This window comes from Parapedobacter deserti, from assembly GCF_042646065.1.
GTDB lineage: Bacteria > Bacteroidota > Bacteroidia > Sphingobacteriales > Sphingobacteriaceae > Parapedobacter > Parapedobacter deserti.
In genome coordinates this window covers 431323-455378 of sequence record NZ_JBHRTA010000030.1, presented here as the reverse complement: position 1 = coordinate 455378, position 24056 = coordinate 431323, and the positions used below count along the sequence as shown (strand labels likewise).

Sequence of the window (24056 nt, the reverse complement as noted above, 5' to 3'; positions counted from 1 at the left end):
TGCTCTTCCATTATGGAACGATCGTTCCACAAATCTACACGTTTGGAACAATCGTTCCAAATAAAAATAAAACAACACGCTTCGAAACGCAGCATTCGGTTTTCTGTACCGTCAGGCGATCGCAAATCAGGACAACGAATCCAGGAATTTTAAGATATCAGCGCCTATTTCTGCCGCATGTGTTTCCAGCGCAAAGTGGCCGGTATCATAAAATTTTACGATGGCGTCAGGAATGTCACGTTTGTAAGCTTCTGCGCCGGGCGGCAGAAAAAATGGATCCTTATTTCCCCAGACAGCCAGCAGACGGGGTTTCCATGTGCTGAAATAGGCTTGAAATTTCGGATACAGCAATACGTTGTTTTTATAATCGCGTAAAAGATCTAACTGGATTTCATCCGACCCGTGGCGGTCCAGAAAATACTGATCCATCGTGATCACTTCCGGGGCGATCAGCGATTCGTCAGAGACGCCCGTGTAATACTGGAACTTGGTGCCCGCTAAGGTGACGAACCCTCGTAATGCATCCCGGTTTTCTTGCGTGTCGTGTTCCCAGTATGCTTGTATGGGTTTCCATCCTTCGCCCAGCCCTTCTTCATACGCATTTCCGTTCTGTGAAATAATGGCGGTTATCTTTTCCGGATTGGACATAGCCAAACGATAGCCCGTCGGCGCACCGTAATCAAATACGTAAATAGCGAACTTCGTCAACTCAAGGTGCTCAATAAAATCTTGCATGACTGATGCCAAACGGTCAAAGGTATAGGTGAACGTTTTCCGGCTTGGAGCGCTCGAATAGCCGAACCCGGGAAGGTCTGGAGCAATGATACGGTACCGCCCGTTTAATAACGGAATCAGGTTGCGGAACATGTGCGATGAAGTGGGGTAACCGTGCAACAGTAAGAGTACGGGAGCGTCTGCCGGACCGCTTTCTCTGTAAAAGATATCCAGGCCGTTTAGCTGCGCGGTCCGATGGTGGACGGCTCTTGGGTTTCTTGTGTTTGAATGTGTCATAACGCATTAGCTTTGTGAGATTATTCAAATATAAAGCGTAAATTTGATTGTTATAAATGATTTAAATCAATTTTAAAAATCATAATTTGTGATAAATGAGCGATAATGATCTGAAATTATTTGAGGCGGTAGCGTTTCACGAAAGTTTCACCAAGGCCGCAGAAGAAATGTTTACCGTGCAATCGAACGTAACGGCGCGAATAAAAAAGCTCGAAGAGGAATTTGGTGCGGCGCTCTTCACCCGGACCTCAAGGAACGTGAAATTGACCAACGGGGGAGAGACACTGTTGCGATATAGCAAACAGATTAACCGCCTCATCGAAGAGGCTAAAGAACGGCTTGGCGAAAAGGAAACGGTTAAAGGCCTGATTAAAGTAGGCTTTCTGGAAACAATGTTGGTGGTCAAGGGTCCTGAACTGGTGAATGAGCTGGCAAGCCGGTATCCGTTTGTGGATTTGGAATTCAAGTCAGCGATGAAAGACGTGTTGGTAAATGATGTGCTTAACTACCGATTAGACGCCGCATTTGTGCCAGCACCGCTGAATCATCTTGATTTAGCGCAAATATGGGTTAAGGAGGAAGAAATTGTCGCCGTAGGGCCCGACGACTGCGCAGGTTTAAACGGCATCTTATCGCAAACGCCGCTAAAAGCAATTGTCTTTGACCAGGACTGTGTGTTCAGATCAAGACTGGAAAATTGGCTAGTCTTTAACGGGATTTCCAATTACCACAAGACAGTGATGAATTCGATAGAAGGGGTAATCAATTTTATCGAATCCGGGATCGGCTTCAGCTTTTTGCCCGGGGAAATTGTGTCTACCTTTTATCGCAATAGAAAAATCAGAACCTTTCCTTTACCCAAAGAGTTCGGGATGATGAAGACCTATTTGATTTATCGGAATGATATCCCCAGATCAACGGCGTTAACGGCCTTCGCGGACATAGCAAGCGCAACCATGAATGCTGAGCCGATGTAACCGCTCGCGGCTATAAAACGTTTGGGGCGATCGGATGGTAGTCCCGCAATCCGTGTACTTTGAAACCATTGATAAAAACCTTACTTTTGCTGCCATGCAAAGAAAAATAAGCATGTATTACAGTAGACCATGGACTGCCACCTAAGTGATGGGCAGTACAAAATAATCAAATCATAGTTTTCCGGTCCGACGTTCCTAACACGAATGCACAAAGGTTCTATTTGCCGCTATAATTAGGATCTTTCGTCATTTGTAAAATGCTGGAGAATACTGCCTTATCACTTTATCGTGATCCAGGTTAACGTATTCATCCAAATTCATTTTCAAGTGACTAAAAGGAAGTTGCCTGTCCGATTTACGGGACAGCATTTTACCATAGATAAGACCCTCATTTCTGATTCAATACGGCTTGCTAGTCTGAAATATTCAGACACCGTACTTGATATAGGTGCCGGCAAAGGCTTTCTCACCGTTCATCTGCTTCATCACTCAGGAGATGTTATAGCAATAGAAAAAGATACCGGTTTGGCGAGCTACCTGAAACATAAGTATAGGCATTACACGAACCTAACAATATTAAACATTGATTTCTTGAATTTTCGAATTCCGGCAAGACCATTCAAAGTGGTTTCGAACATCCCTTATGGTATTACATCGGATATTCTGAAAATATTGATGTTTGCCAACTTAGAGAATTTTAAAGGTGGTTCAATAGTAATGCAATTGGCTCCTGCCCGAAAATTGACGTCCAACAAAATCTATAGCCCCTATGCCATTTTTTACAGGACATTTTTCCATATGAAACTGCAATACGAGATTAACCCAGCTAGTTTCATGCCTCCTCCGACTGTACAATCCGCCCTATTATGTATCGAGCCAAATGGTATCCGAATCGAGCACGTTCATAAAGAAAAGTATCTTCGGTTTATTCAAAAACTTATTGCAGTTCCTGGGACTAAAACCAGAACTGCACTAAAAGCTATATTCAGGAAATCACAAATTGAGTCCATCTGTTCAAAGCATAGTTTAGACCCAGGTATCAACGTTGAAAACGTTAATCCTTTCCTCTGGAAGGCGTGCTTTAATGAGATGTTGAAAGTAGTGCCAGAGAAATTTCATCCGTAGTGGCGGACAAGTTGCGCGGTGCTCTGGAGTGGTTAAGGTAGGAAGCGACTATTATGATGACAATTAGTATATAGATTTGAGAAAATTACGTAATTTTTAAGTCGTTCCGTTTTCAACGTTCTCGTCGCGTTTAAAACGAAGCCCCGAAACGGGGAGAATCGGGACTTCTTAACTAACCAATTATAAACCTAAATTATGAAAAGACAATTTTTGAATAACTGAATATTAAACGCTCGGTAGCCCCACTTTGTTACAGCAACAATGTTAAAAATTTATGAAATAACAAAATTTCCGCCGTCGCAATATTACCTCATCGCCCGATACCCTTTGGAGGGTAAAAAAACTACGCGGGACTTAAAATGGCATGTGTAGTCCCGGGCCGGGTGCAGGGTTGTGGTTTCATTTAACAGATAGCATTTTATCGAGTGCAAACTTTCCGCTGCCATTCAAAAAGACTGCTATGCATATGCCAAGTACCAGAAGATGGTATTCGATTCCTTCTCCCGATTGGTTGCCAAACCAGTTCATAAAAAAGCCGAATTCGATGTGAGAAGAAAAAATAATGCCTGTAAAAAGAATAAAGAATGCAATAGCCCATAGCCTCGAAGCCAATCCGGCTAAAATGCAGATTGACCCAAAAAACTCGATAAGAATGACCAAAAGCGAAATGAGCCAGGGCAACTGCACATCTTCAGTCAGATGTAGCATTTCCTTTTGAAATCCGGGCCCGCCAAACCATCCCAGCATCTTTTGAGCTCCGTGAGGAAGCATGACGATTCCAAGCGTTAGACGCAATACAACTCCAGTCCAATCGTTACGTACGCCAAAGAGTTTTTGTTTCATATCGTTATGTATTAGTATTTGGCTACAAAACTCGCCAGCGATGGATGGAAACAAGTTAAAGTAGTTTAATAAATCAACTTTTACCTATTTTCCTCCGGAGCATACTTAAAAAAACGGGTGTGATACCAAGATAGGAGGCTATATTCTTTTGCGGAATACGATGCATCAGGCCGGGATATTTCTCAACAAACTTCAGGTAACGGTGCTCTGCCGGCAAGGAAAAACGCTCGTTAATCCTTTCCAATTGAGTGACATAAGCATTTTGAACCAGTAACCGAAAGTATCGTTCCATTTTCGGGATGTGCAAATATAGCTCTTCCAAACGGTCCTTGGTGATTTGCAAAACTTCGGCGTCTTCTATTGCCTGAATATAATAGAGGGAGGGTTGTTGGGTCAAAAAGCTCAACAAGTCGCCTACCCACCAGTCTTCTACAGAAAACAGCAGGGTCCGCTCATAACCGTTTTCATCCACTGCATATGTTCTGAAGCAGCCTTTGAGAACAAAGCTCTCCGCTTTACACCGTTGGCTTGCCCGAAGTAGGAAGTCTTTCTTTTTAACGTTAACTGTTGTAAAATATGGGATAAGCTTTTCGCATTCTATTTGGTTTAACCGGATATGTTTCTGGATGTGTTCAATCAGCCTCATGCTGTCCATGGCCTTGCACCTCACTTTTTTTTTCAAGCAAGTTACATAATAAAAGAATCACCGCAAATTTTCGGATTTATACCAGTTTGACCCGTTTGATGTTTTCTGCGTGTTCCCGATGTAATACAAATTCCTTTTGGTGCAGTTTAGGATTTCTATTCGGTCTTACCCAGTTCCAAAGCTAAAACTCCTCCTACAATCAGTATTATTCCTGCGACCTGGATAACACTCAACGGTTCATTGAAGAAAAAAGCTCCGAAAAGAGCTAACAGCGTTATCCCTAAAGCTGCCCAAATTCCATAGGCTACACCTAATGGCATGCCATTTTTTAGGGATAGCGACAAGAGAAAGTATGCACCTACTACCCCAAGTACTGCAATGCAGGACGGCCAAAACTTACTGAACCCATTGGACTGTCGTGTCGCTATCGCGCCGGCTATTTCAGCCATAATTGCACCCAAAAGAAATAGATATTTCATACTATATTAAATTTAAACAAAGATAATTCGACCAAAACAGACTCGAAATATGGGGCAAAAGAATCATATGGAAAATATTATCACTACCCGATAACTGGAAAGTCATCTGTTGTATTCGTAACTTCGCAATGTCATTATCAACTAATTGAGCAACTTATGTACGTTAATAAAATTCCGTTGACACTTGATTATGGCGTGTCCGTCACAATGAAAGTCATCGGAGGCAAATGGAAACCCTGTATAATAGATTGTATCGCAAATGGAATAAGTCGGCCTGCGCAGATTCAGAAAGCGATAAAGCAGGCCAGCCTAAGGGTAATAAATCAACAACTCGCCGAATTATTGGACTACGAAATTGTCTCAAAAGAAGTATTTGAGGGATATCCGCTAAGAGTAGAATATAGGTTAACACCTTTTGGAACTACGTTGTTAGCCGTCATCGATGCCATGCAAAAATGGGGTGATGCTAATGCGGAAAAGGTAGCTGACATAGCAGTGAAAAGGAATGAAAATATCGTTTTATAACGTACTGATGCGTTAGCTATCGACATCAAATAAGTGCCATGGTTCAGCTTTCATCACTTCAAGGCAAGCACAAATTCACGGAGCGTCTTTATGAATTATTTTAACGAGTTGGCGAGATTGCTGGATCGGGAACAAGCTTTTGACAAAGCCCAGCATGAAGCATTGCTACTGCAGCGCTCGGTTCAGGAACGGATTGCACTTGGCGTCACTTGGTTTCCGATTGCGATAACGAATAGCGAATTAGGACGGGGTGATTACCTGACCATCACGGTGAACCGAACCAATCACTTGGAAGAGGGGCATCGGTTCAGGTTCGGCATGCCGGTATCCTTGTTTTCAAACCATAGTCCCCAGAAAGATCGACTTCATGGGGTCATTGCGTTTGCCGGTCGTGACACCATGCGGATTTCGTTCCGGGTAGACGAACTTCCTGCATGGAGCCGTGGGGGCAGGCTCGGAATCGACCTGCTGTTCGACGAAAATTCGTACAAAGAAATGCATCGTGCGCTGGACGAAGCCAACCTGGCGCTTAGCAACGAAAATCAATACAGCCTGGTAAGGCTGCTGCTGGGCGAAGCCGACGCTCGAGTGCCACCCCACAACCCGGCATACGAAAACGATAGCCTGAACCCCAGCCAGAACAAGGCGATAGCGCATATACTTGGCGGAAATCCCCTGTCCATCTTGCACGGGCCTCCCGGCACGGGTAAAACAACGACGCTGGTCTACGCCGTACAAGCTCTCCTGATGCAGCAGCCACAGCAGCTCCTTATCGTAGCGCCAAGCAATACGGCCGTAGACGTGCTGACCGAACGCCTTGATGCGGCCGGCGTATCGGTAGTCCGCATCGGCAACCCGGTCAAGGTTTCGGATCACTTACAAGAGCTCACGCTGGATGCCCGGGTAGACAACCACGCCTCCCGTAAAACGGTCAAGACACTGGAGAAGCAAGCCCGAGCCTATGTCGACATGGCGCATAAATACAAACGCAATTTCGGAAAGGCAGAGCGTGAGCAACGGAAAGCGCTGTTTGATGAAGCACGCAAAATCCGGAAGGAGGTTGATCAGTTGCTGGATTATATCGTTCAGGACGTATTGACTAAAGCGCAAGTGATCACTGCTACGTTGGTAGGCGCCAACCATTACACCATTCGCGATCGGCAGTACCGAACCGTTATTATCGACGAAGCCGCGCAGGCGCTGGAACCCGCTTGTTGGATTCCCATCCTGAAAGCTGATCATGTTGTCCTGGCGGGCGACCATTGCCAGTTGCCCCCAACGATAAAATCAGACCACCGCACCTCTGGTGGATTATACCACACGTTGTTCGAAAAATTAGTTACACGGCACCCGCTCAACGTATCGCTGCTGGATGTGCAGTACAGGATGAATGTCCAGATTATGAAATACCCATCTGTTGCCCTTTACGCAGACCGGTTACAGGCAGGGCCAACCGCGGCCCATTGGACATTGTGCGGCGATGACAGCCCGATAATATTTATCGATACGGCTGGTGCCGGCTTTGAAGAAACAGTCGTTGATCATGCCGTTTCCAATCGCGATGAAGCCCACTTTTTGCGCAACCACCTCGCTTCTTTTGCAACAAACCTCAACACATCGCTTTCAGATCAAGCCTTTCCAAGCATCGGCATTATCACACCGTACCGGGCCCAGTCGCTTTATCTGCTTGAAATCATCGCGCAGGATGAGCGCTTGCAACCCTATATGGAACAACTGCAAGTGAACACCATAGACAGCTTCCAGGGGCAGGAAAAAGACGTGATCTACATCAGTTTGACAAGGAGCAACGAAAAACAGGAAATCGGCTTTTTAGCCGATACCAGGCGTATGAATGTGGCAATGACCCGTGCCAGGAAAAAGCTGATCATAATCGGCGACAGCAGCACAATAGGGCGCCATTATTTTTATGCTGGGTTTTTAGATTATATCGACTCGTTAGCCAAGCATCACAGTGTATGGGAATGGGATAGATAACGTTGAACCAGACACTCGGCGACCCCGCTTTGTTACCACAAGGTTGTTGAGCATACGTTAAAATTTCTTAATGGTTGACTATTTCTAACTTAATATCCGCATCATTCTTCGCCACCATTCTTATTGATCCACCGATAGGAAGGGAAACCATTGGAATGGTATGGCCAAAATCTACATTTCCGATAACCGGCACATTTTCCAGCTCCTTTTTTGATTTTATAATTTTGGTTAGCAAATCTTTTGTCATCCCTGTTTGCACTTGAAAACGGCCAAAAATCAAACCCGCTATCTTATCTCCCTTTGGGTGGTTTAAAATTGCCTGTAACTCTTTTTGCACTCCCCTGTAGTCTATTATTTTATTATCCTCAAGGAACACAATTTTACCTTCCAATTTGGGCACATAATCACTGCCTATCGTAAGACTGATTGTGCGTAAGTTTCCTCCTATGCACCTTGCTTCAACTTCTCCTTTATTGATAAGCCAGAATCCATCATTTAGGATAACTTCTTTGCTCCATTCGGTATTTGAATAATATTTCGAAGGACTGACCTGGAAAGGTTCCTGCGACAGAAAAGCTTTCTTAAAATAATCAATTGAATAGTCTATAAGCATACTTGCTCCGGCCATTGTATAATGCGGTCCATAATAGGTTACGAGCTCTGTCTGCGCATTGATGGCATTAGCAAGCTCTGTAATATCAGACAGGCCGCAAAATATTTTAGGATTGCTTTTGATTAGATCATAGTCGAGATATTTTAACAATTGGCTTGCACTGGCCCCCCCTTTTGCAGGTATAATTGCTTGTACAGACGAATCAGCGAATGCTCCGTGAAGATCCTCCATCCTATGCTCAATTGTGGCAGTCTTAAAATCGTCGGTCTCATCCACATATTTACCATAGCTAACCTTCAAGCCCAATGCAGCGAATCGCTCAGCTGTTCTTTCCCTCATCTCCTTGGTAAATTTTTTCGAGAAGCTATGGGAAGGGGCTATAACCCTAAGGTTATCACCTGCTTTTAGTTTCGGTGGTATCATCGTTAATGACTATGCTTTGGCTTGGCCAGTCCCGTAAAAGCCGGCCCTTCCAAAACTTCCCCGTCAATACCAAAACGGCTCCCATGGCAAGGGCAGTCCCATGTTTTTTCTCCGTTGTTCCAATGTACGGCACATCCCATATGCGGACAGATACCAGATACCAGGTGTACTGCGCCTTGCTCATCCCGATAGACTGCCAAACGCTCATTGTTTAATTTAATGGTTTTTCCCTGCCCTATTTTTATATCTTTGACTTCATCTGCATCTCCATAAAACAGCAGATCCTTTACGAGCTGATAGCCTACATCTAAGTTCTCTTTAACAAACTTAGTCGCTGAAGCTATAGGGGTAAACCGGGTTGGACTATACATTTTTGCATAGGGATTTTCTTTATTCATTATAAGATCACTGATGATCATTCCCGACAACGTACCGTAAACCAAACCATCCGCAGCAAAGCCTGTGGCAATAAAAATATTTTTTTCCGTCGGACTATTACCTATATATGGCAATGCATCAGCGGGTTTATAGTGTTGGGCCGCCCAAGTATATGCTATACTTTCCACATTGAAGTTGGCCCGAACATATTCTTCAATCTTTTTGAAGTTCTGCGCTGTATCATTTTCATGGCCCACTTTATAAGCCTCCCCCAGTACAAGAAGAAATTGCTCACTACCGTCGATATAAGGCCGTAATGAATAATGTTGCGTCAATTGCATGTGCCAGTAAATACCGCCTGCAGGAAGTTCACCTTTGATTTTTACGGCCATTGCATGCTCCCGGTAGGGTTCCATAGCGGTATGTACCGCATAGATCCCTTTTGGTGTGTGAGTAGCCATAATAACCTGTTTTGCCCTAACCGTGCCATGACTGGTATGCACCGTGCACGGTTCGCCTTCTTCAACCTTTAGCACTTTTGTGTTCTCAAGTATCTGGCAATTATCCCCTTGTAGGGCTAAGGCAAGCTGACTAACATATTTAAGCGGATTAAACTGAGCCTGATCAGGTATGTTTACAATTTCATCAACTGAAAAAGGAAAATTTTCCGGGGGTGATTTACTTATGTTCAGGCCGGCCTTTACGGCAGCTTGCTGTTCTTTTTCAATCTGGTTACTTTTGGCACTGGTGTCAGCAGTGGTAAAGAGGTAAAAAGGAACCCGCCGAAAATCGCAGCTAATATTATATTCCTGTATCCGTTGTTCAATGAAATCAATGGCAGACAAACGGGATGCAACGACCGCTTTTAAGGCTTCCTCACTATGTTTGGATCCTATAGTGAACAAATATTCGTCTATTGAAGCATAAAGATTTCCTGTAGAGGAGCCTGTTGTACCCATGCCGACCTGTAATGCTTCCAATACAGCAACTTTTTTACCTGATTTAACTAAATTATAGGCCGCACTTAAACCGGTGATTCCGCCACCCACTATGGCCACGTCTACTTCTATGTCACCTGTCAACCGGGGAAAGTCATGTTTACTTGTACTTTCGCTCCACAATGCCCGGTTAGTGAAATGTTTAATTTCCATAATGAAATATTGTTAAGTGAAATGATTTTAATGGCGTTTTATATTTAGTGGCGTTCTATGCTATAAATAACATGAATAGAATCTTTTGGTTTACGAATTTTCAGAAATACTTTTTTGGTTACTGCCGGATCGGCAGATCAACGGTCGGACTTGGAAAGGTAAAGAAAGAAACCTGTTGCCTTGGTTAAGCTAACCGGTTCGGCCCGGCAGGGTTAGGGCGCTAGCACTCGCCGTAAGCAAGAACTGGACACGGAAGAGTGGAAGGACACTTCAGCGACGGATTGAAAAATCTATCCACGATTTGAACGCGAGGAAAGAATGATGACTATTGCCTTTCGTACCCGCCATCAGTAAAGCTAATTTTGAAGTCGGACTTAAACAGTTTACCAGGCAGGTAATAGTCGGTAGTAATAACCTGCGCTCCAGACTCCTTCGCTTTTTCAAATCTGGTATAATCATTCCTTCTTGCTTCTTCGGTGTCTGCATCGGCACGTGTACGTACCATATATCCTTTTGCAACCAAGGACTTTATTTTGTCAAAACCAGCAATAGGATTGTTGATGATACGAAAGGCAGCTTCAGGATGTCCTTCTTCCTTATTGACGAAAAGCGCCGCTTTCTTAAGCCCTGGAAATCGTTTTAGGTAAAGATCGCTTTTTGCATCGCCCTCGTCCAGCACGAAGAGGAACCTTCCGCTAACGGCATCCAACGCAGGCCACCCCCTTGTCAATATGGCTTGCTCAAGCGTAGCATAATCGCCTCGCACCAGATCGGGCGAAATCAATTTATCTGCCGGAATAACCCGTTGTATTTCCGTGTCCAAGTTTTGCAATGCATCGGCGTCGAAGGGAAACGGAACCTTCAACTCGGGGATTTTACCGTCCTTCGCATTGATCGTTATGATAATAGGTGTATGCTTCGGATTCTTTTCCGACCATGTGAGCAGCTCTGTAAGAGCATCTTTAAAGAGCAATTGGTGGCTCCTGAAATCGATATCCTGCACATGAAAGACCTTGAGCCCGGGTAATTTTAACTTCTCCTCGGGATCAAAAGGTAAGGGTGTATTTCCGGAGGCTCTAACAATATCCAGACCGGCAGGATTGGAATAATAACCACCTTCCGGATCGTGATAGACATCGAGCTCAAGACTCCTGAGGCCCAGTTGTAATTGCTCTGTCAAAGGTATGTGTTCGTACTGCAGGGACCTGCCGGTCGCCGAATCGCGTTCGAACAGATAATTCAGCAATGGCTGTTCGATGGCAACTTTATAGCTGTTGTGGCTGCCGATCACCTGGATATCATTTAATTTTATTTCTTTCCGGCTGTCGCCTTGCGCTGAACAATTGGAAAACACGAAAGGCACGCCCAATATCAATATGGCGAATGAGATTTTCATGTCTATTAATATCCTTCATTTTGTACCAGAAAACCCTCCACGCCGGATGCTCCGTCAATCGCCTTCTGGGGGATTGGGAACAATCTTTTTCTCACATCGCTACTGGTCTTTTCGGTCCACCTATCCTCGTATTTTCCGAAGCGTATTTGATAGTTTCTCCGGAAACCCTCCCAGTATAGTTCAAAACCGGATTCGCGGAACAAAACATCAAGGTCAATCGAAGTCAATGCGGCAGGTGTCTGCGCAGGACGTGCAGTTCGTGAGGTTCTTAATGTATTCACATCGGCCAAGGCTCCGGAAGCATCTCCCTTTCTCAACCTGGCTTCTGCTCGCATCAAATAAATTTCCCCAAGTCGGATCAATACTAAATCTACACTGCTATAAGAACAACAGTTGGGAGCGGTACGGCTAAACTGGTATTTTGAAAAACGGTGCCCCGTGTTGTGTAAGCTGCCATTAGCCGTAAAATTGACCTCAAGTGTATGGTCAACATAGGTGATGTTCGCACCACTAGTCCTCCGATTGATCACCGGATAGATTCTTACCTTACCGTCACTGCATCTAAGAATATTACCGCCGCCATCTTTTCTAGGACCCCATATAATACCCCTTAGTATCCCCCTGTCCATCTCAAATTGCTGGGCATCTACACAATAATAATGCTCTGAATCATTAGTCGGATTGATTCCGGTGAGGTCCTTAAGATGATCTGGTATCACGGTGTTTTCCTGGAAAAAACGGGCATCCGCGTCAGCAGGATCAACATCGCCATAAGCATCGACCCAGGTTTGGTAAAAATCTGGGGTAGCGGCTACGGCATCAGTACCCCTTGTGTTTGGGAGCTCAGGTCTGGGTACTTGATCCCCGGAGATTGACCAATAGGCCCATCGACTGTGCTCCGTTTCAAGTACACCTCTTTGATCCAGCGCGAAGATCAGTTCCGGATTAGTATGGTTGTCGTCGTTGAATAAATCAAAATATTCGGCGGACAAAGCATACGGACCGGAAATGATGTCCGTTGTATATTGAATCACCTTGTCCATGTCTTCATTTCTGAAAACCGGTGTGCCATAAGGATCCCGGTAGACGGCAGCATTCAAATAGAGACGAGCCAATAACGCCTTTACAGAATGTTTGTTGAATCGTCCGGGATTATTGCCCTCGGCGATAACATCCACTACGGAAAGGAGCTTGCCTTCAATGTAAGCTATGGCTTCCTGTCCCCTGAGAATTTCAGATGTCTCATCGGAACTTTCCTTTTTGAAAACCAAGCCCCAGTTATCCAACGCCAGCATATTCAGATAGGCTTTCGCTGCTTCCATTTCGTACAGGGCGTTTCGGGCATCTGTATTCCCGTTTTCAGCTTCGTCACGCAGCCTTTCAGCGGCAATGACCGCCCTCGAGAGGGTCAGCGTAATACCGGTCCAAGTATCCCCGACCAAGCTGTTGCTTGGGGTCATCAAATGCTGGTGCACGGCAATGAACTTTCCGCCATCATACCAATCTGTGCCTCCTCTATAGGGAAGGATGCCCTCGTCTGAAGCAACCTCCTGTAATCCGAAATTTAAGGTATGCATCCATACGTATCGGAGATTTCCATAGACGGGTGCTATCGATCCACTGATTAATTCGGCGTCGCCTGTTCCCGTAAGAGACTCATCGAGGACGTCCTCTTGTAAATTCGTACAGCCTGCAAACGCTAAAAGGAATACGAATGTGGAAAGTGCTTTATTAAATCTTCTATTTTTCATTTTATTCGATTTTTTATCCTTACTATTAAGACAGTGGACTATTTTTAAAATAGCAAATCCAAGCTAACCATAAAGGTTCTGGCCCGAGGGTATGTGAAATAATCCACGCCAAATGTTTGGATTCCACCGGTACTTGAACCCGTGTTGATTTCTGGGTCGAATCCTGAATATTTCGTGATGGTGAATAGATTTTGACCTGTTATCGAGAAGCGTACATGCTGAAAGACATCGCGCAAACCGAGTTGATCAGATCTGAAGTTGTATGCCAGTGTGGCGTTGTTCAACCTTAGAAATGAACCGTCTTCCAAGAAACGTGTGGATACGGTATTTGCGTTGGCAATAGACTCATGGGGGTACTCCATTGCGAAATCGGTGGTATTGTTAGATCTTGATAGCTGGGCTTTGGTGAAAAGCGACATTTTGGTGTGGTTGTACATCTTATTCCCGGCCATACCGTTGAAATTCAAGCGTAGGTCAAATGCTTTATACTTGAAGTTGGTGTGAAAACCGTAAATGAATTTCGGAATAGCGCTTCCTACCACTGTCCTGTCGTTATCGAGTATTTCCCCGTTTCCATCGAGGTCTCGGAATTGGTTTAGGCCGTTTTCGCCGATACCATCAAACTCGAACATATAAAACGCACCGATCGGATGACCATTGATGTAGCCGTTGATGGTTGCACCGGTCTGACCAGAACCTTGAGCGGCACCCGTTGTCAATACGGCATAGGGAGAATCCTTCACTTTGTTCTGGATATAGGTGAGGTTGCCCCCGATATTGTATGAAAAATCACCTGCCCGGCCGCTTTGGTAATCCAAAGCCAATTCAACGCCGTTATTTTGAATTTTCATATTGTCGATATTGGTCCAGAAGGTAGGTGTAGGCTGTACCGGGTCGGCTGGGACAACTTCCAGTAAGATATTTGAAGACACCTTGCTGAAATATTCCAAGGTTCCTGATAGTCGGTAGTTAAACAGCGTAAAATCGATACCTGCACCGATTTGCGTAGAAACTTCCCATTGAAGGTCTGGATTTGCCAAACGCGTATACACAATCCCGTAAGGATACCCGTCTATCGAATTGTTGCCGGTACCGATCGGATAGGTATTATAACTTGGCGCTCCCGTGATCAGGCGTTCTTCTGAATAGCTCGCCTGTGTAATTTTTGACGGGATCTCTTGATTGCCGGTTTGCCCCCAACTGGCACGCAATTTCAGGTTGTTGAAAGCTGAATTTTCCATGAACTGTTCGTTGGTCATGTTCCACCCCAGGGCGATCGACGGAAAGTATCCATACTTTCGGTTTTCCCCGAATTTGGAGGATCCATCTGCTCTGACGGTCGCGGTTACTAAGTACCTGTCGTCATAGGAATAATTTACCCTACCGAAGTACGATTGAAGTTCATTTTTAACCGCAGAGGAATTTACGGAGGTCGGATACTCGGTTGTACTGGTGTGGTCTTGGTAAATCGGATCGATATTGTTGTCCGCAAAGCCCCTGTACGAAAACTGCCTGCCTTCATCCATGAACTTTTGGTAAGAATGCCCGGCCAATACAACCAGGTTGTGCGCATCCCTGTCCAAATTATAGGTAAGGGTATTCTCGATCAGTTGATTAGAATTAGCAATTATATTGGTAACCAAATCTCCGTTTGAAATATTGCTTTCGTTGACAACCTTGGTATAAGGCTTGTACTGCCGGTCGCGGTTGGTACCAGAATAATCTACTCCATAATTCAGTTTATATACCAGACCGTCTACAATCTCGACTGCGGGTGAGATGGTCGCTATGATTCTATTATTGACGGCCTTGTCGCTATAAATAGCATACCTTGTGAGCGGATTTAATGCATTGGTATTTAACAGCGTCGGCTCACCATCAGTATAGGCTGGCACCGTGGGATTCAGACTGAGCATATCACTTATGGTGGAATTGATGCTCGGTCTCAAGTTTGCCATATGCGATGCTGTCAGGTTGTAATCGACGCTTAAGCGGCCATTAAAGGCTTTCTGGTTGACGTTCAATTTACCGGAATAGCGCTCCAATCCACTTTTTTTCAGAATCCCTTCCTGATCTTGGTAACCCACAGAAGCGAAGTAGGAAAAATTTTCGCTATTTGCTCCACTCATCGAAAAGTTGAGGTTTTTTGAGATTCCTGTTTGGGACAATTCATCTTGCCAATTGGTGTTTCCACCATAATCTTCAAGCGCGCCCCCGGCGGCGACTACTTGGGAACGAAACTCATCCGCACTGAACACATCGATCGTATTGGACAAAGAGGACATTGCCGTGGAAAGGGAAAGGTTCATCTCCGTTCTTCCCACCCTTCCTCTTTTTGTGGTGATAACTACTACCCCATTTGATGCGCGGGAACCGTATACTGCCGTGGCACTAGCGTCCTTTAATACATCGATGCTGGCGATATCGTTTGGGTTAAGAAAGTTCAATGGATTGGTAGCGACGCCGGTGGATGCGTTATCCAGCAAAAACCCATCTACCACGTAGAGTGGTTGTGTGCCGGAGCGCAAACTGCCTATGCCTCGAATAATGACATTTTGTGCAGCTCCTGGCTCTCCACTATTAGCAGTGATGTTTACACCCGCCATTTTGCCCTGCAGCAGATCACCAGGGTTCATCACGATTCCCTGGTTGAAATCCTCACTTCTTACGGAAGCAATCGAGCCGGTGATGTCTGATCTTCTCTGGGTACCATAACCCACAACGACAACATCTTCTAATTGGGTAGCACCAGGATCCAACTGGATCGTAAGTTTTGTTTGCCCGTTCACGGGAACCTCTTTCGGCGCATATCCTATAAAAGATATTTGAAGAACGGCATCGGTACCCACATCGATGATAAAGTTTCCGTCGCGATCTGTTTTTACCTCTTTCGTCGTTCCTTTTTCCAGAACGGTTGCGCCGGACAGCGGTGCCCCTGTTTCATCTATTACGGTGCCTGCCACACGTTGTTGTATGGACACGGAAATTGCATTCAAGGGAACGGCACTAAAAGCGGCCGTGGGAACAGACCATGCTGAAGCGCAGATAATTAGAGATAACAGGGTTTTTGGATGCATAAAAATAGCGTGTTTGACTACTGAGAATTTTTCAATGCTTTTTTGCGGAGCCTGTCACAGCAAGCTCATCTTTCTGCGCCAAAATTAGTTTATAGACAATAGGATATTGTAACGAAAATGTTAAGGTTCGATGAATAAAACATTGCTTGGACAGGACCAAATTATCACTGCCGCCTGCTATGGATCCAAAAAAATCGTCTATCTTTACTCCAGCCAGCAGACTTCGCCCAGCACTAATTATTTGCGACAAACGCTAACTTACTTGCAGGCTATTTGTTAACCGTCGTTTTCAAAGGGTATGGAGAAGATATTAATCTGTCCTACCTGTTGTTCTTCCATCTACGTTCACACCTTTGGGTAGGATGCTGAGACTAAAAATTTTGAGCAGGTAAGGTGGGTGTTCAATTAATTATTGCAAAAAATTGGGTTGACCTATCTAAAGCCGGCGGTGTTAAGGAGGTTGCTTCAAAGGTCGGCAAAAATTATCAGCTGCTACCCCGCCAATCATCGACGCTTTTCTACGAGTTTCAGGCGAAAGACGCTGATATCACTATCGCAACTTCTATGTTACCACTTGAATTTGTTGATTATTCAGCGAATCTACATTACACCCCCAACCCAATAAGAATCTTAGTAACTATTTCGGACGGATCAGCCGATCGGCAGATATAATCGCGGACGAAGTGTATTTTTATTTAAGTGTTTAGTTTCCTGGAATGAGGCAGAAACCATCCAGGATCAGATGGTTTCTGCCAATAGTTTCCTGATTTAAATACTACTTATTGACGAAGATATTAGCTTGCAGGTTCTTTTCTTCGTCATTAGTCTCCTGCAAACCAGCTATCCAAATGGTATATATCTTACCTTTCGCCAGTTCAAGATCTTTGACGGTAAGTAGCGTCTCTTTTGCTTCGGGATCAACGATATCAAAAGAGGTCTTTTTCGCATCCACCTCTTTATAAGCGCTGGCGTTTTTGTAGGCGATATTTTCAGCTAGTTTAGTCTCGCCTATCGACAGATTCAGCTTACCTGCGTCTGGTGATAGGTGAATGAACCTAACTTTGGCTTTGTCCGTCTTAGGCGCCGTTAAATCGTCACTCACCTGGATCAGCTCAGACGTTTTGCCATCCGCTGAATTGGCAGCCAATATGGAGTAGTGTTTGTCTTTCTCGGCTTTGAACGATTTTTTAACAATGGATTTGTCATCTTTCCCTTTGAGCTCAAATTCGCGTTCGCCAGCGGTGACGGCTACGTAGTTTAAACTATCGCTGTACCCGAGAAGCTTTTTGGTCACTTTTTTCGTGTCAACAAAAAAGTTAAGGGAGTCCGTTCCAAAAACCGCATTCAAAAGCGCGACTTTACCCTCCCCATCTGGCGGCTTGGGTGTGCCTTTGTCATCCTTTTCGCAACCAACAGTCATTGCCAATATTGAAACGAATGAGGCAAGGAGAAATAGTTTTGAAGTTGTTCGTAATTCGATGTTCATGATACTTTGATTTTTTGTGTTTATAAATTCATTTCCCTAACCCAAACACACGAACAATTGGTAACGCTACAAACACAACTGATTTGAACGATAAAGATGAACATCACCCGATCTGATGTAGCATTGATGCTAAAAGCTGTGTTTATGTCTTAAACAATTTGGGATATCCTGTAAGGAAGGCTGAAAGCTAATCGTCGGAATAAATTGAGTACTGATAAAGACTTAGTCGAAGTTCTGTCGAGGGATTGGCAAAACATCGGAGATAAACTGCGAGAGCGTATATATAAACATTATTGGGGGTTCCTTATGGGGGTCGCTTTAAGATATGTTTCCGATCGCGATACGGCAAACATGGTCGTGAACGACAGCTTTATGAAAATTTTTACGAATCTACGCACGTTTCAATGTGACGACCCTGAGAATTTTAACCGGATATTGAAAGGCTGGATGGCGAAAATAACCGCACGAACCGCGCTTAACGAAATCCGCAAACATAAACTAGCCGCGCTTCAGGAACCACTGACTGACGAATCTGATTGGCGCTTTCCAGTAATGCTGCAGGATAATCTGCATGTGGAAAACGTATGGGAGCTGATCAATAACCTTACCCCAAACTACAGAAAAGTATTCACCTTGTATGAGATCGAAGGTTTCAACCACGATGAAATCGCTGAATTGATGGGGATAACAGCAAGCTCAAGCCGGGTATATCTGGTGAGAGCGAAAGAAAAACTTAAGATGTTGTACCGGACTTTAATGGTATAAAAATGGACAGCGAGGAAAAAAAATTGATCGAGGAAATCAGAAATGGCCTTTATGATTTCGAGATTCCTTACGAGGAAGGAAGCTGGGAAAATTTCCAGAAGTCGTATGGAGAAAAATTAGTCGAAAACGATCTAAAGCGACGAAAACTACCGTTATCCCTTTGGAAATATGTGTCAGCTGCCGCGGTATTAATCGGCGTCTTAATCTGCCTTCCGTGGTACGGGACGGAGGAGCCGAATATCGGCGAAAGTCAGATTGCCGAGCAGCCAAAGCCTACAATCAAGGAAAATCTGCACCCATTTTCCACAAAGCCGGTTACCGACACCGCAGGTGCGCCTTCGTCCGGACGGCGTATTCCAAAAGAGGTTGCGTTTTTGCCGAACAATCCGGTTCCTGCCGAAGGTGCCGGAGTTATCGAACCTGATGCCGAAGAAGAGCAACCCCTTATTGCATCGGAAGGCGTCGCTACGCCAACCCCTTTACTTTCCACGATCGTCAGCGAGAAGACGGCGCATTCCAGCGAAGAAGCGAGGGCACCCACTTATGCAGCCAGGCAAGAAGAGCAGTCGTTGGCGGGTGGCAGGTGGCAGTTCGGTATTGAGGTGAATTCTTCGCTAACAACAGACAAAATTAATTATGCTGCAGGAATATTGACGCAATTCAAGGTTTCCGACAAGGTCAGCGTTTCTACAGGGTTAACGTATTCGCGCATGTCAGCCATACATGCGACTGACCCTGTGCAGCTATCCTATGATACGAAGATAGTGGGTGGCGAGTCGATGATCAAGGCAATTGACATTCCGTTAGCAGTCGTTTACGAACCTATCGACGGCTGGTATGCTTCGGTCGGCGTTTCGGCTTTGGCTGTTTTAGCGGAAAGTAAAATTTACAGAATGAAATCGGAAGTTTTGCGCGAAAGTATAGTGACAGATCCAGAGAGCGGAGCGTCGGTCTCTGTTTTCAAAGTGGTCACCAATGAGTACCGTAAAGAAAGCACGGATACTGATTTCGAGGGGCGGAGTAATCTGGGTTATTTGAATTTTTCCCTAGGCAAAAAACATCATATTAACAAACGTACTGATCTGCTATTTGAACCGTTCATCAAAATTCCAATGGGTGGCCTGCAACGCCGGGATATAAACCTTCTTAATTCAGGTATTAGAATCAAAGTACTCTTTTAGGCGGTATTATCTACTTTGTTGTAGCAAATGCGGGTAATATGGTGTTTTATATAATGAAGATCAGATTAACTAAACAACAGAAATATGAAAAAGCAACTTTTATTTACACTGTCCGCATTGTTGACGACGTTGAGTGCACTCTTCCTTTCTGGTTGCAGTAAGGAGAATAACGGGCCGAACAACGAAGATCCGTATCAGCTGGAAGCAAACCTGCTGATGGGCAGCAAACTATTTGTCAATACGCTCGAAGGTAGAAACTCGAGAAGTGTTTTTGAGGTTTTGGATGTAATCCGAAAAAAAGATGTTTTGGAGGTCAAAGTGAAAGGCGGCGGCAAAGCCGATTCATTCCAGTTTATTTGGGATGGCCGCGTACAGGAATCTTTCCCGATGGGTATTCGGCTGATTATGTTGTATGACAACGCAGATGGGGATTTTGATAGCGACAGGGAGATGTCTGTATCCGTGAATCTGCAAAAAATAATCGGCGAGCGGAACAACGTCGACGATTACCATTTCAATGTGATCAACGGGTCACAAATACAGACCGTGACGCTCAACCCTGATGGTACGACGACGTCCGAAAAAAGGTAGTGAAGTGAGTGAATAGCTAATTAAGAGGCCGCCGTAATTGGAGCCTCTTTCTTGGTTTCCCGGGTTATGCCGAAAAGAAAACAAATAGATGTTTTTAGCCACTTGTTAAATATCGGATGGTCGGTAATCTTCTTTACTCCGCTCCTAATGTATTGGATGGAAGTCGGCATAGACAAGTGGCTTTCTGTTTTAATCATGCTAAGCATCGTCACCGCGTTCGTGCCCAGGCAGATTTTGCACAAGCTACGGATTTATAAAAACAAGAAGTCTTACGAGAAATGGCGCTTGAAAACGTTTAGAAAATTTGTTCAAGAGGGAGATCACAGCTGGGCGACTAAAACCAGGACAAGAAGTATCAGCAACCCACTGAAGGCAAAACAATACCTCGGAAAAATTGATATGTACGAACGGTTCCATTGGTGCTGTCTGATTTTCTTTTTGTTGTCTAGCCTACATTGTTTTCTTCACGATAGGGGCACATATGGTATATTGATTACGGTGGCAAATGTCGTTTTTAACATACCCACAATTCTCTTACAGCAATATAACAGATTACGGATAGAGGGGTTGATGAAACGCCAGAAAGAACACGTCTAACACATTTTTTTGAACTTGCCACAAACTAAAAGATAGAGGAGTATGAATATTATCGTCGGCGCAACCGGACAAATAGGTTCAAATCTGATCAGCGAGGTAAAGAAATACGGCGCACCGGTGCGGGCAGTAGTGAGAAATCCGGAAAAGCTTAAAGATAAAAGCATTGAGTTTCGAGAAGCTGACCTATTTGATTCAGATCAACTTCGAGAAGCATTTGAGGATGGTACGACCGTCTTTGTAATAACACCCGAAAGCCAAACGTCAAACGATATTATCGGAGACACGAGACGAATCGTAGAAAACTACCGAAAAGCAGTTGAACAAACGGGGATACAAAAAGTCGTTGGTTTATCGTGTGTAGGGGCTCACGTTGATGGAAATACAGGGAATATCCTGATGTCACGAATACTGGAACAAGGGTTTGACGGTTTAAATGCAAGGAAAATATTTGTCAGGCCGTCCTACTATTTCAGCAATTGGCTGGGTTATCTTGACACGATTGAGCGATACGGCATATTGCCTACTTTTTTCCCGGAAGACCTAGACATCGAGATGAACTCGCCGATCGACGTGGCGAAAATTATCGCGAAAGTGATCGTGGAAGAAGACGCCTTTGGTGACGAAGATGTCATTGAACTTACCGGGCAGCAACGATACAACCCAAGAGACGTTGCCAACATTTTTTCAATGACACACAATAAACCGGTTAACCTACAAGTTATATCACATATCAAGTGGCGGGAAACCCTACGATCTGTTGGATTTTCGGAAAATACAGCAGCTAACCTTGTTGGTATGACACAAGCCGTTATCGACAATATTGCCGTTCCCGAACATCCGGGAAAGGTAATAAAGCTTCCAACGACTTTGGAAGACTATCTTTTTCGATAAAAGACTCTCTAAATAAACCGTTTATGGCTATTCGAATAATCCAACCCCGGCATGATTTCCAAGATGTAGTAAGCAGATTTTGGTACACTGATCAACGGAATCCGTACGACGATTGTCAGTCGATCAGAAATTGGCGGATGGTGCTTCCGGAACTACATTTCAGCATTTCGACGGGCATTCAGCATATTACCCCAAAGCTGGATTTGAAAAAATCGACAACGGATATATGATCAAAAGAAGCAAATAACCGAACACAAGATGGCGAATTAGAAAAGAAGAACAGTTATAACACCGAAATATAAAATTGTCATCAAGTGACAGCAAATAAAATAAAAATAATGGCGGGACAACATCAATATAGCGTTAACGTAAAATGGACAGGAAACAGCGGTGAAGGAACAAGTGACTATAAATCGTATTCTCGGGAGCACGTAATTTCGATCGCGAACAAAATTGATATTTTGGGCTCTTCTGATCCGGCGTTTCGTGGCGACATAACCAAACATAATCCTGAAGAGTTGTTGATCTCTTCATTGTCGACTTGCCACATGCTCTGGTATTTACATCTGTGTTCGCAAGCCGGAGTGGTGGTTATGGAGTACGTGGACAGTGCAATTGGTATAATGGCAGAAGATTCGAACGGAGGCGGCCGCTTTGTAGAGGTAACGCTTAATCCAATTGTGACAGTCGCAGAAGCCGCGATGATACCCGACGCAAACAAATTGCATAAGCGAGCAAACGAGCTTTGTTTTATTGCTAATTCGGTGAATTTTTCCGTGGGGCATAATCCGCGTGCAGTGGAGCCGCAGGTTTGACAATCTCTACAGCTTGTTAAAATTGAGCAATGAATGGCACACTGCGGAGGGAGGGCAACAGTATGGCAATATATATCAATTAGGAGCGCTAACGGCAGCCATTCTTGATATTCGTATGCTCCAATTATCAGAAGGACAACATGGCCTTCGGGAAGTGTATCTGGATTTTGTGAAGAAATACGGAAAATGGCGGCCTTTTGACAACGATACCTTTTTCGACGAATTTATTGCTTCTACCCACCCGGAAATCAGGTCATTCATCAAAAACCACATCGAATCTTATACCCCGTTTAATTATGCAGCTGAATTCTTGCCAGTTGGAATCAGTTATTTACCTGTTGTACCCGAAGGTACCGGCAATGATCCATCCCTTGGCTTTACAATTGGTCCTAGAAATAATGAATACATCGTTGAGAAAGTACTTCTCCAGATACGCTAAAAGTAATGGTGAAAGTTGGAGACCAAGTGTTGTCTGGTAAGCTGGACGACGGAGCGACCGCCGACACAGAAATGTTCTTAAACCAGGCAGCAAACGTTAATATCAATGATGGATACCAGCTTTGGGTTGTTAGAAATGAAAAAAAGATCAAGGTCGACGGAAGTATCATACCGAATGCAAGGTACGACGTGTTCAAAAAAGCAGAAAAGGTTAGTTCCGAACAGGAGAAGCTTCGGGCGAGGTGGATGTCTAATTAGTTTATAGCGCTGAAACATCATGGAAATACCGCCAGGAAACAATGTAGCAAGATGCTTGCTTGCACAGTTTAAGATTTCTTTTCAATTACTGAGTTACCACCTTGATAGTTTATCGGTCGACGAATGTCTTTGGCAACCATCGAAAAAAGGCATCTATCTTAAGCAGGTGAATGCTGATACATGGGCTGGTACATTGCCTGAAAGCGAAGCGTACGAAGTAGGTCCTCCAAATATCGCGTGGTTAATCTGGCATATTGATTATTGGTGGTCGATGGTCATCAACCATTCTTTCGGGAATGCTGCACTAAATAAAGATGAAGTAATATGGCAGTCATCGATCGAAAAAATTACTAACCGATTTGAGACGCTTAAGGAGGAGTGGATAGAGCGGGTTAATAGCCTGTCATCAGATGATCTGGAGTCCCATAGATATTCAAGATGGCCTATAGCTGATTGTCCGTTTAGTGACATCGCAGCATGGCTAAATTTGGAATTGATGAAAAATGCCGCCGAAATAGGTTACATTCGATTTCTTTATGCCAGCCGAGAAGAAAAAGTAATGTAGCAAGGGTGGCGGATTAGGAGTGGTGGCCGTATTTATCCGTACCGACGAAAATAAACATGACCTAAGCAGCCAGCACCCT

Annotated in this window: 24 protein-coding genes; 14 read left to right on the top strand and 10 right to left on the bottom strand. The window is 44.4% G+C overall.

Annotated features, from left to right (window positions below; all coding sequences use genetic code 11):
* Positions 1 to 126: 126 nt before the first annotated feature.
* Entirely contained in the window at positions 127 to 1011 is an 885-nt protein-coding gene (locus ACFOET_RS10690) for an alpha/beta fold hydrolase (RefSeq protein WP_379022393.1), read from the bottom strand.
* Between the two features lie 95 nt (positions 1012 to 1106).
* Here ACFOET_RS10690 and ACFOET_RS10685 point away from each other — a divergent pair, with 95 nt between their 5' ends.
* Positions 1107 to 1988, top strand: a complete 882-nt coding sequence (locus ACFOET_RS10685; RefSeq protein ID WP_379022391.1) for a LysR family transcriptional regulator — start codon at positions 1107 to 1109, stop codon at positions 1986 to 1988.
* 327 nt (positions 1989 to 2315) lie between these two features.
* Entirely contained in the window at positions 2316 to 3113 is a 798-nt protein-coding gene (locus ACFOET_RS10680; protein ID WP_379022447.1) for an rRNA adenine N-6-methyltransferase family protein, read from the top strand.
* Positions 3114 to 3512: 399 nt separating this feature from the next.
* Here the strand turns inward: ACFOET_RS10680 and ACFOET_RS10675 are convergent, their stop codons facing one another.
* The 3 genes from ACFOET_RS10675 to ACFOET_RS10665 form a co-directional block, all read right to left on the bottom strand.
* Complete coding sequence (locus ACFOET_RS10675) at positions 3513 to 3956, bottom strand: DoxX family protein (RefSeq protein WP_379022389.1); 444 nt, start codon at positions 3954 to 3956, stop codon at positions 3513 to 3515.
* A gap of 73 nt (positions 3957 to 4029) precedes the next feature.
* Complete coding sequence (locus tag ACFOET_RS10670; protein WP_379022445.1) at positions 4030 to 4602, bottom strand: Crp/Fnr family transcriptional regulator; 573 nt, start codon at positions 4600 to 4602, stop codon at positions 4030 to 4032.
* Positions 4603 to 4757: 155 nt separating this feature from the next.
* A complete protein-coding gene (locus tag ACFOET_RS10665; RefSeq protein WP_379022387.1) occupies positions 4758 to 5081 on the bottom strand; it encodes a DMT family transporter in 324 nt (107 codons plus the stop codon).
* Positions 5082 to 5237: 156 nt separating this feature from the next.
* Between ACFOET_RS10665 and ACFOET_RS10660 the strand changes: the two genes are divergently transcribed.
* Together ACFOET_RS10660 and ACFOET_RS10655 are read left to right on the top strand one after the other, a co-directional pair.
* On the top strand, positions 5238 to 5606 hold the full coding sequence (locus tag ACFOET_RS10660) for a winged helix-turn-helix transcriptional regulator (RefSeq protein ID WP_379022385.1): 369 nt from the start codon (positions 5238 to 5240) through the stop codon (positions 5604 to 5606).
* Between the two features lie 90 nt (positions 5607 to 5696).
* Positions 5697 to 7601 (top strand): AAA domain-containing protein, encoded by a 1905-nt coding sequence (locus ACFOET_RS10655; RefSeq protein ID WP_379022383.1) that lies wholly within the window; start codon positions 5697 to 5699, stop codon positions 7599 to 7601.
* Positions 7602 to 7668: 67 nt separating this feature from the next.
* Here the strand turns inward: ACFOET_RS10655 and ACFOET_RS10650 are convergent, their stop codons facing one another.
* The 5 genes from ACFOET_RS10650 to ACFOET_RS10630 all read right to left on the bottom strand — a co-directional run bounded on the left by ACFOET_RS10650 (position 7669) and on the right by ACFOET_RS10630 (position 16294).
* On the bottom strand, positions 7669 to 8637 hold the full coding sequence (locus ACFOET_RS10650; RefSeq protein ID WP_379022381.1) for a S66 peptidase family protein: 969 nt from the start codon (positions 8635 to 8637) through the stop codon (positions 7669 to 7671).
* Between the two features lie 2 nt (positions 8638 to 8639).
* A complete protein-coding gene (locus tag ACFOET_RS10645) occupies positions 8640 to 10166 on the bottom strand; it encodes an FAD-dependent oxidoreductase (RefSeq protein WP_379022379.1) in 1527 nt (508 codons plus the stop codon).
* Positions 10167 to 10491: 325 nt separating this feature from the next.
* On the bottom strand, positions 10492 to 11562 hold the full coding sequence (locus tag ACFOET_RS10640; RefSeq protein ID WP_379022377.1) for a phosphatidylinositol-specific phospholipase C1-like protein: 1071 nt from the start codon (positions 11560 to 11562) through the stop codon (positions 10492 to 10494).
* Between the two features lie 5 nt (positions 11563 to 11567).
* Positions 11568 to 13313: a RagB/SusD family nutrient uptake outer membrane protein gene (locus ACFOET_RS10635; RefSeq protein WP_379022375.1), complete on the bottom strand. Its 1746-nt coding sequence runs from the start codon at positions 13311 to 13313 to the stop codon at positions 11568 to 11570.
* A gap of 44 nt (positions 13314 to 13357) precedes the next feature.
* Positions 13358 to 16294: a SusC/RagA family TonB-linked outer membrane protein gene (locus ACFOET_RS10630; protein ID WP_379022373.1), complete on the bottom strand. Its 2937-nt coding sequence runs from the start codon at positions 16292 to 16294 to the stop codon at positions 13358 to 13360.
* 489 nt (positions 16295 to 16783) lie between these two features.
* On the opposite strand from ACFOET_RS10630, the gene ACFOET_RS10625 reads away from it, so the two are divergent.
* Positions 16784 to 17062 (top strand): hypothetical protein, encoded by a 279-nt coding sequence (locus ACFOET_RS10625; protein WP_379022371.1) that lies wholly within the window; start codon positions 16784 to 16786, stop codon positions 17060 to 17062.
* A gap of 103 nt (positions 17063 to 17165) precedes the next feature.
* On the opposite strand, the gene ACFOET_RS10620 is transcribed toward ACFOET_RS10625, so the two are convergent.
* Entirely contained in the window at positions 17166 to 17876 is a 711-nt protein-coding gene (locus tag ACFOET_RS10620; RefSeq protein ID WP_379022369.1) for a DUF4397 domain-containing protein, read from the bottom strand.
* A 204-nt stretch (positions 17877 to 18080) separates the two neighbouring features.
* Between ACFOET_RS10620 and ACFOET_RS10615 the strand changes: the two genes are divergently transcribed.
* The 9 genes from ACFOET_RS10615 (at position 18081) to ACFOET_RS10575 (ending at position 23977) form a co-directional block, all read left to right on the top strand.
* Positions 18081 to 18641 (top strand): RNA polymerase sigma factor, encoded by a 561-nt coding sequence (locus ACFOET_RS10615; protein ID WP_379022367.1) that lies wholly within the window; start codon positions 18081 to 18083, stop codon positions 18639 to 18641.
* A 2-nt stretch (positions 18642 to 18643) separates the two neighbouring features.
* Entirely contained in the window at positions 18644 to 19822 is a 1179-nt protein-coding gene (locus ACFOET_RS10610) for a hypothetical protein (protein ID WP_379022365.1), read from the top strand.
* An 84-nt stretch (positions 19823 to 19906) separates the two neighbouring features.
* Positions 19907 to 20413: a hypothetical protein gene (locus tag ACFOET_RS10605; protein WP_379022360.1), complete on the top strand. Its 507-nt coding sequence runs from the start codon at positions 19907 to 19909 to the stop codon at positions 20411 to 20413.
* A gap of 66 nt (positions 20414 to 20479) precedes the next feature.
* Positions 20480 to 21010 (top strand): glycosyl-4,4'-diaponeurosporenoate acyltransferase CrtO family protein, encoded by a 531-nt coding sequence (locus tag ACFOET_RS10600; protein ID WP_379022358.1) that lies wholly within the window; start codon positions 20480 to 20482, stop codon positions 21008 to 21010.
* 42 nt (positions 21011 to 21052) lie between these two features.
* Positions 21053 to 21901: an NmrA family NAD(P)-binding protein gene (locus ACFOET_RS10595; RefSeq protein WP_379022356.1), complete on the top strand. Its 849-nt coding sequence runs from the start codon at positions 21053 to 21055 to the stop codon at positions 21899 to 21901.
* A gap of 314 nt (positions 21902 to 22215) precedes the next feature.
* Positions 22216 to 22716, top strand: a complete 501-nt coding sequence (locus ACFOET_RS10590; RefSeq protein WP_379022354.1) for an OsmC family protein — start codon at positions 22216 to 22218, stop codon at positions 22714 to 22716.
* A gap of 22 nt (positions 22717 to 22738) precedes the next feature.
* The gene (locus tag ACFOET_RS10585; protein WP_379022352.1) at positions 22739 to 23155 is read left to right on the top strand and encodes a hypothetical protein; all 417 of its coding nucleotides are present in this window, start codon (positions 22739 to 22741) and stop codon (positions 23153 to 23155) included.
* Positions 23156 to 23160: 5 nt separating this feature from the next.
* Positions 23161 to 23412, top strand: coding sequence for a hypothetical protein (locus tag ACFOET_RS10580; protein ID WP_379022350.1), 252 nt, complete (start codon positions 23161 to 23163; stop codon positions 23410 to 23412).
* 19 nt (positions 23413 to 23431) lie between these two features.
* Entirely contained in the window at positions 23432 to 23977 is a 546-nt protein-coding gene (locus ACFOET_RS10575; RefSeq protein WP_379022348.1) for a DinB family protein, read from the top strand.
* The last annotated feature ends 79 nt before the right edge of the window (positions 23978 to 24056 follow it).

What these genes read in the sequence shown, in the direction of transcription:
- ACFOET_RS10690 (WP_379022393.1), bottom strand. Translation starts at nt 1,011, where the DNA reads ATGACACATTCAAACACAAGAAACCCAAGAGCCGTCCACCATCGGACC.
- ACFOET_RS10685 (WP_379022391.1), top strand. Translation starts at nt 1,107, where the DNA reads ATGAGCGATAATGATCTGAAATTATTTGAGGCGGTAGCGTTTCACGAA.
- ACFOET_RS10675 (WP_379022389.1), bottom strand. Translation starts at nt 3,956, where the DNA reads ATGAAACAAAAACTCTTTGGCGTACGTAACGATTGGACTGGAGTTGTA.
- ACFOET_RS10670 (WP_379022445.1), bottom strand. Translation starts at nt 4,602, where the DNA reads ATGAGGCTGATTGAACACATCCAGAAACATATCCGGTTAAACCAAATA.
- ACFOET_RS10665 (WP_379022387.1), bottom strand. Translation starts at nt 5,081, where the DNA reads ATGAAATATCTATTTCTTTTGGGTGCAATTATGGCTGAAATAGCCGGC.
- ACFOET_RS10660 (WP_379022385.1), top strand. Translation starts at nt 5,238, where the DNA reads ATGTACGTTAATAAAATTCCGTTGACACTTGATTATGGCGTGTCCGTC.
- ACFOET_RS10655 (WP_379022383.1), top strand. Translation starts at nt 5,697, where the DNA reads ATGAATTATTTTAACGAGTTGGCGAGATTGCTGGATCGGGAACAAGCT.
- ACFOET_RS10650 (WP_379022381.1), bottom strand. Translation starts at nt 8,637, where the DNA reads ATGATACCACCGAAACTAAAAGCAGGTGATAACCTTAGGGTTATAGCC.
- ACFOET_RS10645 (WP_379022379.1), bottom strand. Translation starts at nt 10,166, where the DNA reads ATGGAAATTAAACATTTCACTAACCGGGCATTGTGGAGCGAAAGTACA.
- ACFOET_RS10640 (WP_379022377.1), bottom strand. Translation starts at nt 11,562, where the DNA reads ATGAAAATCTCATTCGCCATATTGATATTGGGCGTGCCTTTCGTGTTT.
- ACFOET_RS10635 (WP_379022375.1), bottom strand. Translation starts at nt 13,313, where the DNA reads ATGAAAAATAGAAGATTTAATAAAGCACTTTCCACATTCGTATTCCTT.
- ACFOET_RS10620 (WP_379022369.1), bottom strand. Translation starts at nt 17,876, where the DNA reads ATGAACATCGAATTACGAACAACTTCAAAACTATTTCTCCTTGCCTCA.
- ACFOET_RS10610 (WP_379022365.1), top strand. Translation starts at nt 18,644, where the DNA reads ATGGACAGCGAGGAAAAAAAATTGATCGAGGAAATCAGAAATGGCCTT.
- ACFOET_RS10605 (WP_379022360.1), top strand. Translation starts at nt 19,907, where the DNA reads ATGAAAAAGCAACTTTTATTTACACTGTCCGCATTGTTGACGACGTTG.
- ACFOET_RS10600 (WP_379022358.1), top strand. Translation starts at nt 20,480, where the DNA reads ATGCCGAAAAGAAAACAAATAGATGTTTTTAGCCACTTGTTAAATATC.
- ACFOET_RS10595 (WP_379022356.1), top strand. Translation starts at nt 21,053, where the DNA reads ATGAATATTATCGTCGGCGCAACCGGACAAATAGGTTCAAATCTGATC.
- ACFOET_RS10580 (WP_379022350.1), top strand. Translation starts at nt 23,161, where the DNA reads ATGGTGAAAGTTGGAGACCAAGTGTTGTCTGGTAAGCTGGACGACGGA.
- ACFOET_RS10575 (WP_379022348.1), top strand. Translation starts at nt 23,432, where the DNA reads ATGGAAATACCGCCAGGAAACAATGTAGCAAGATGCTTGCTTGCACAG.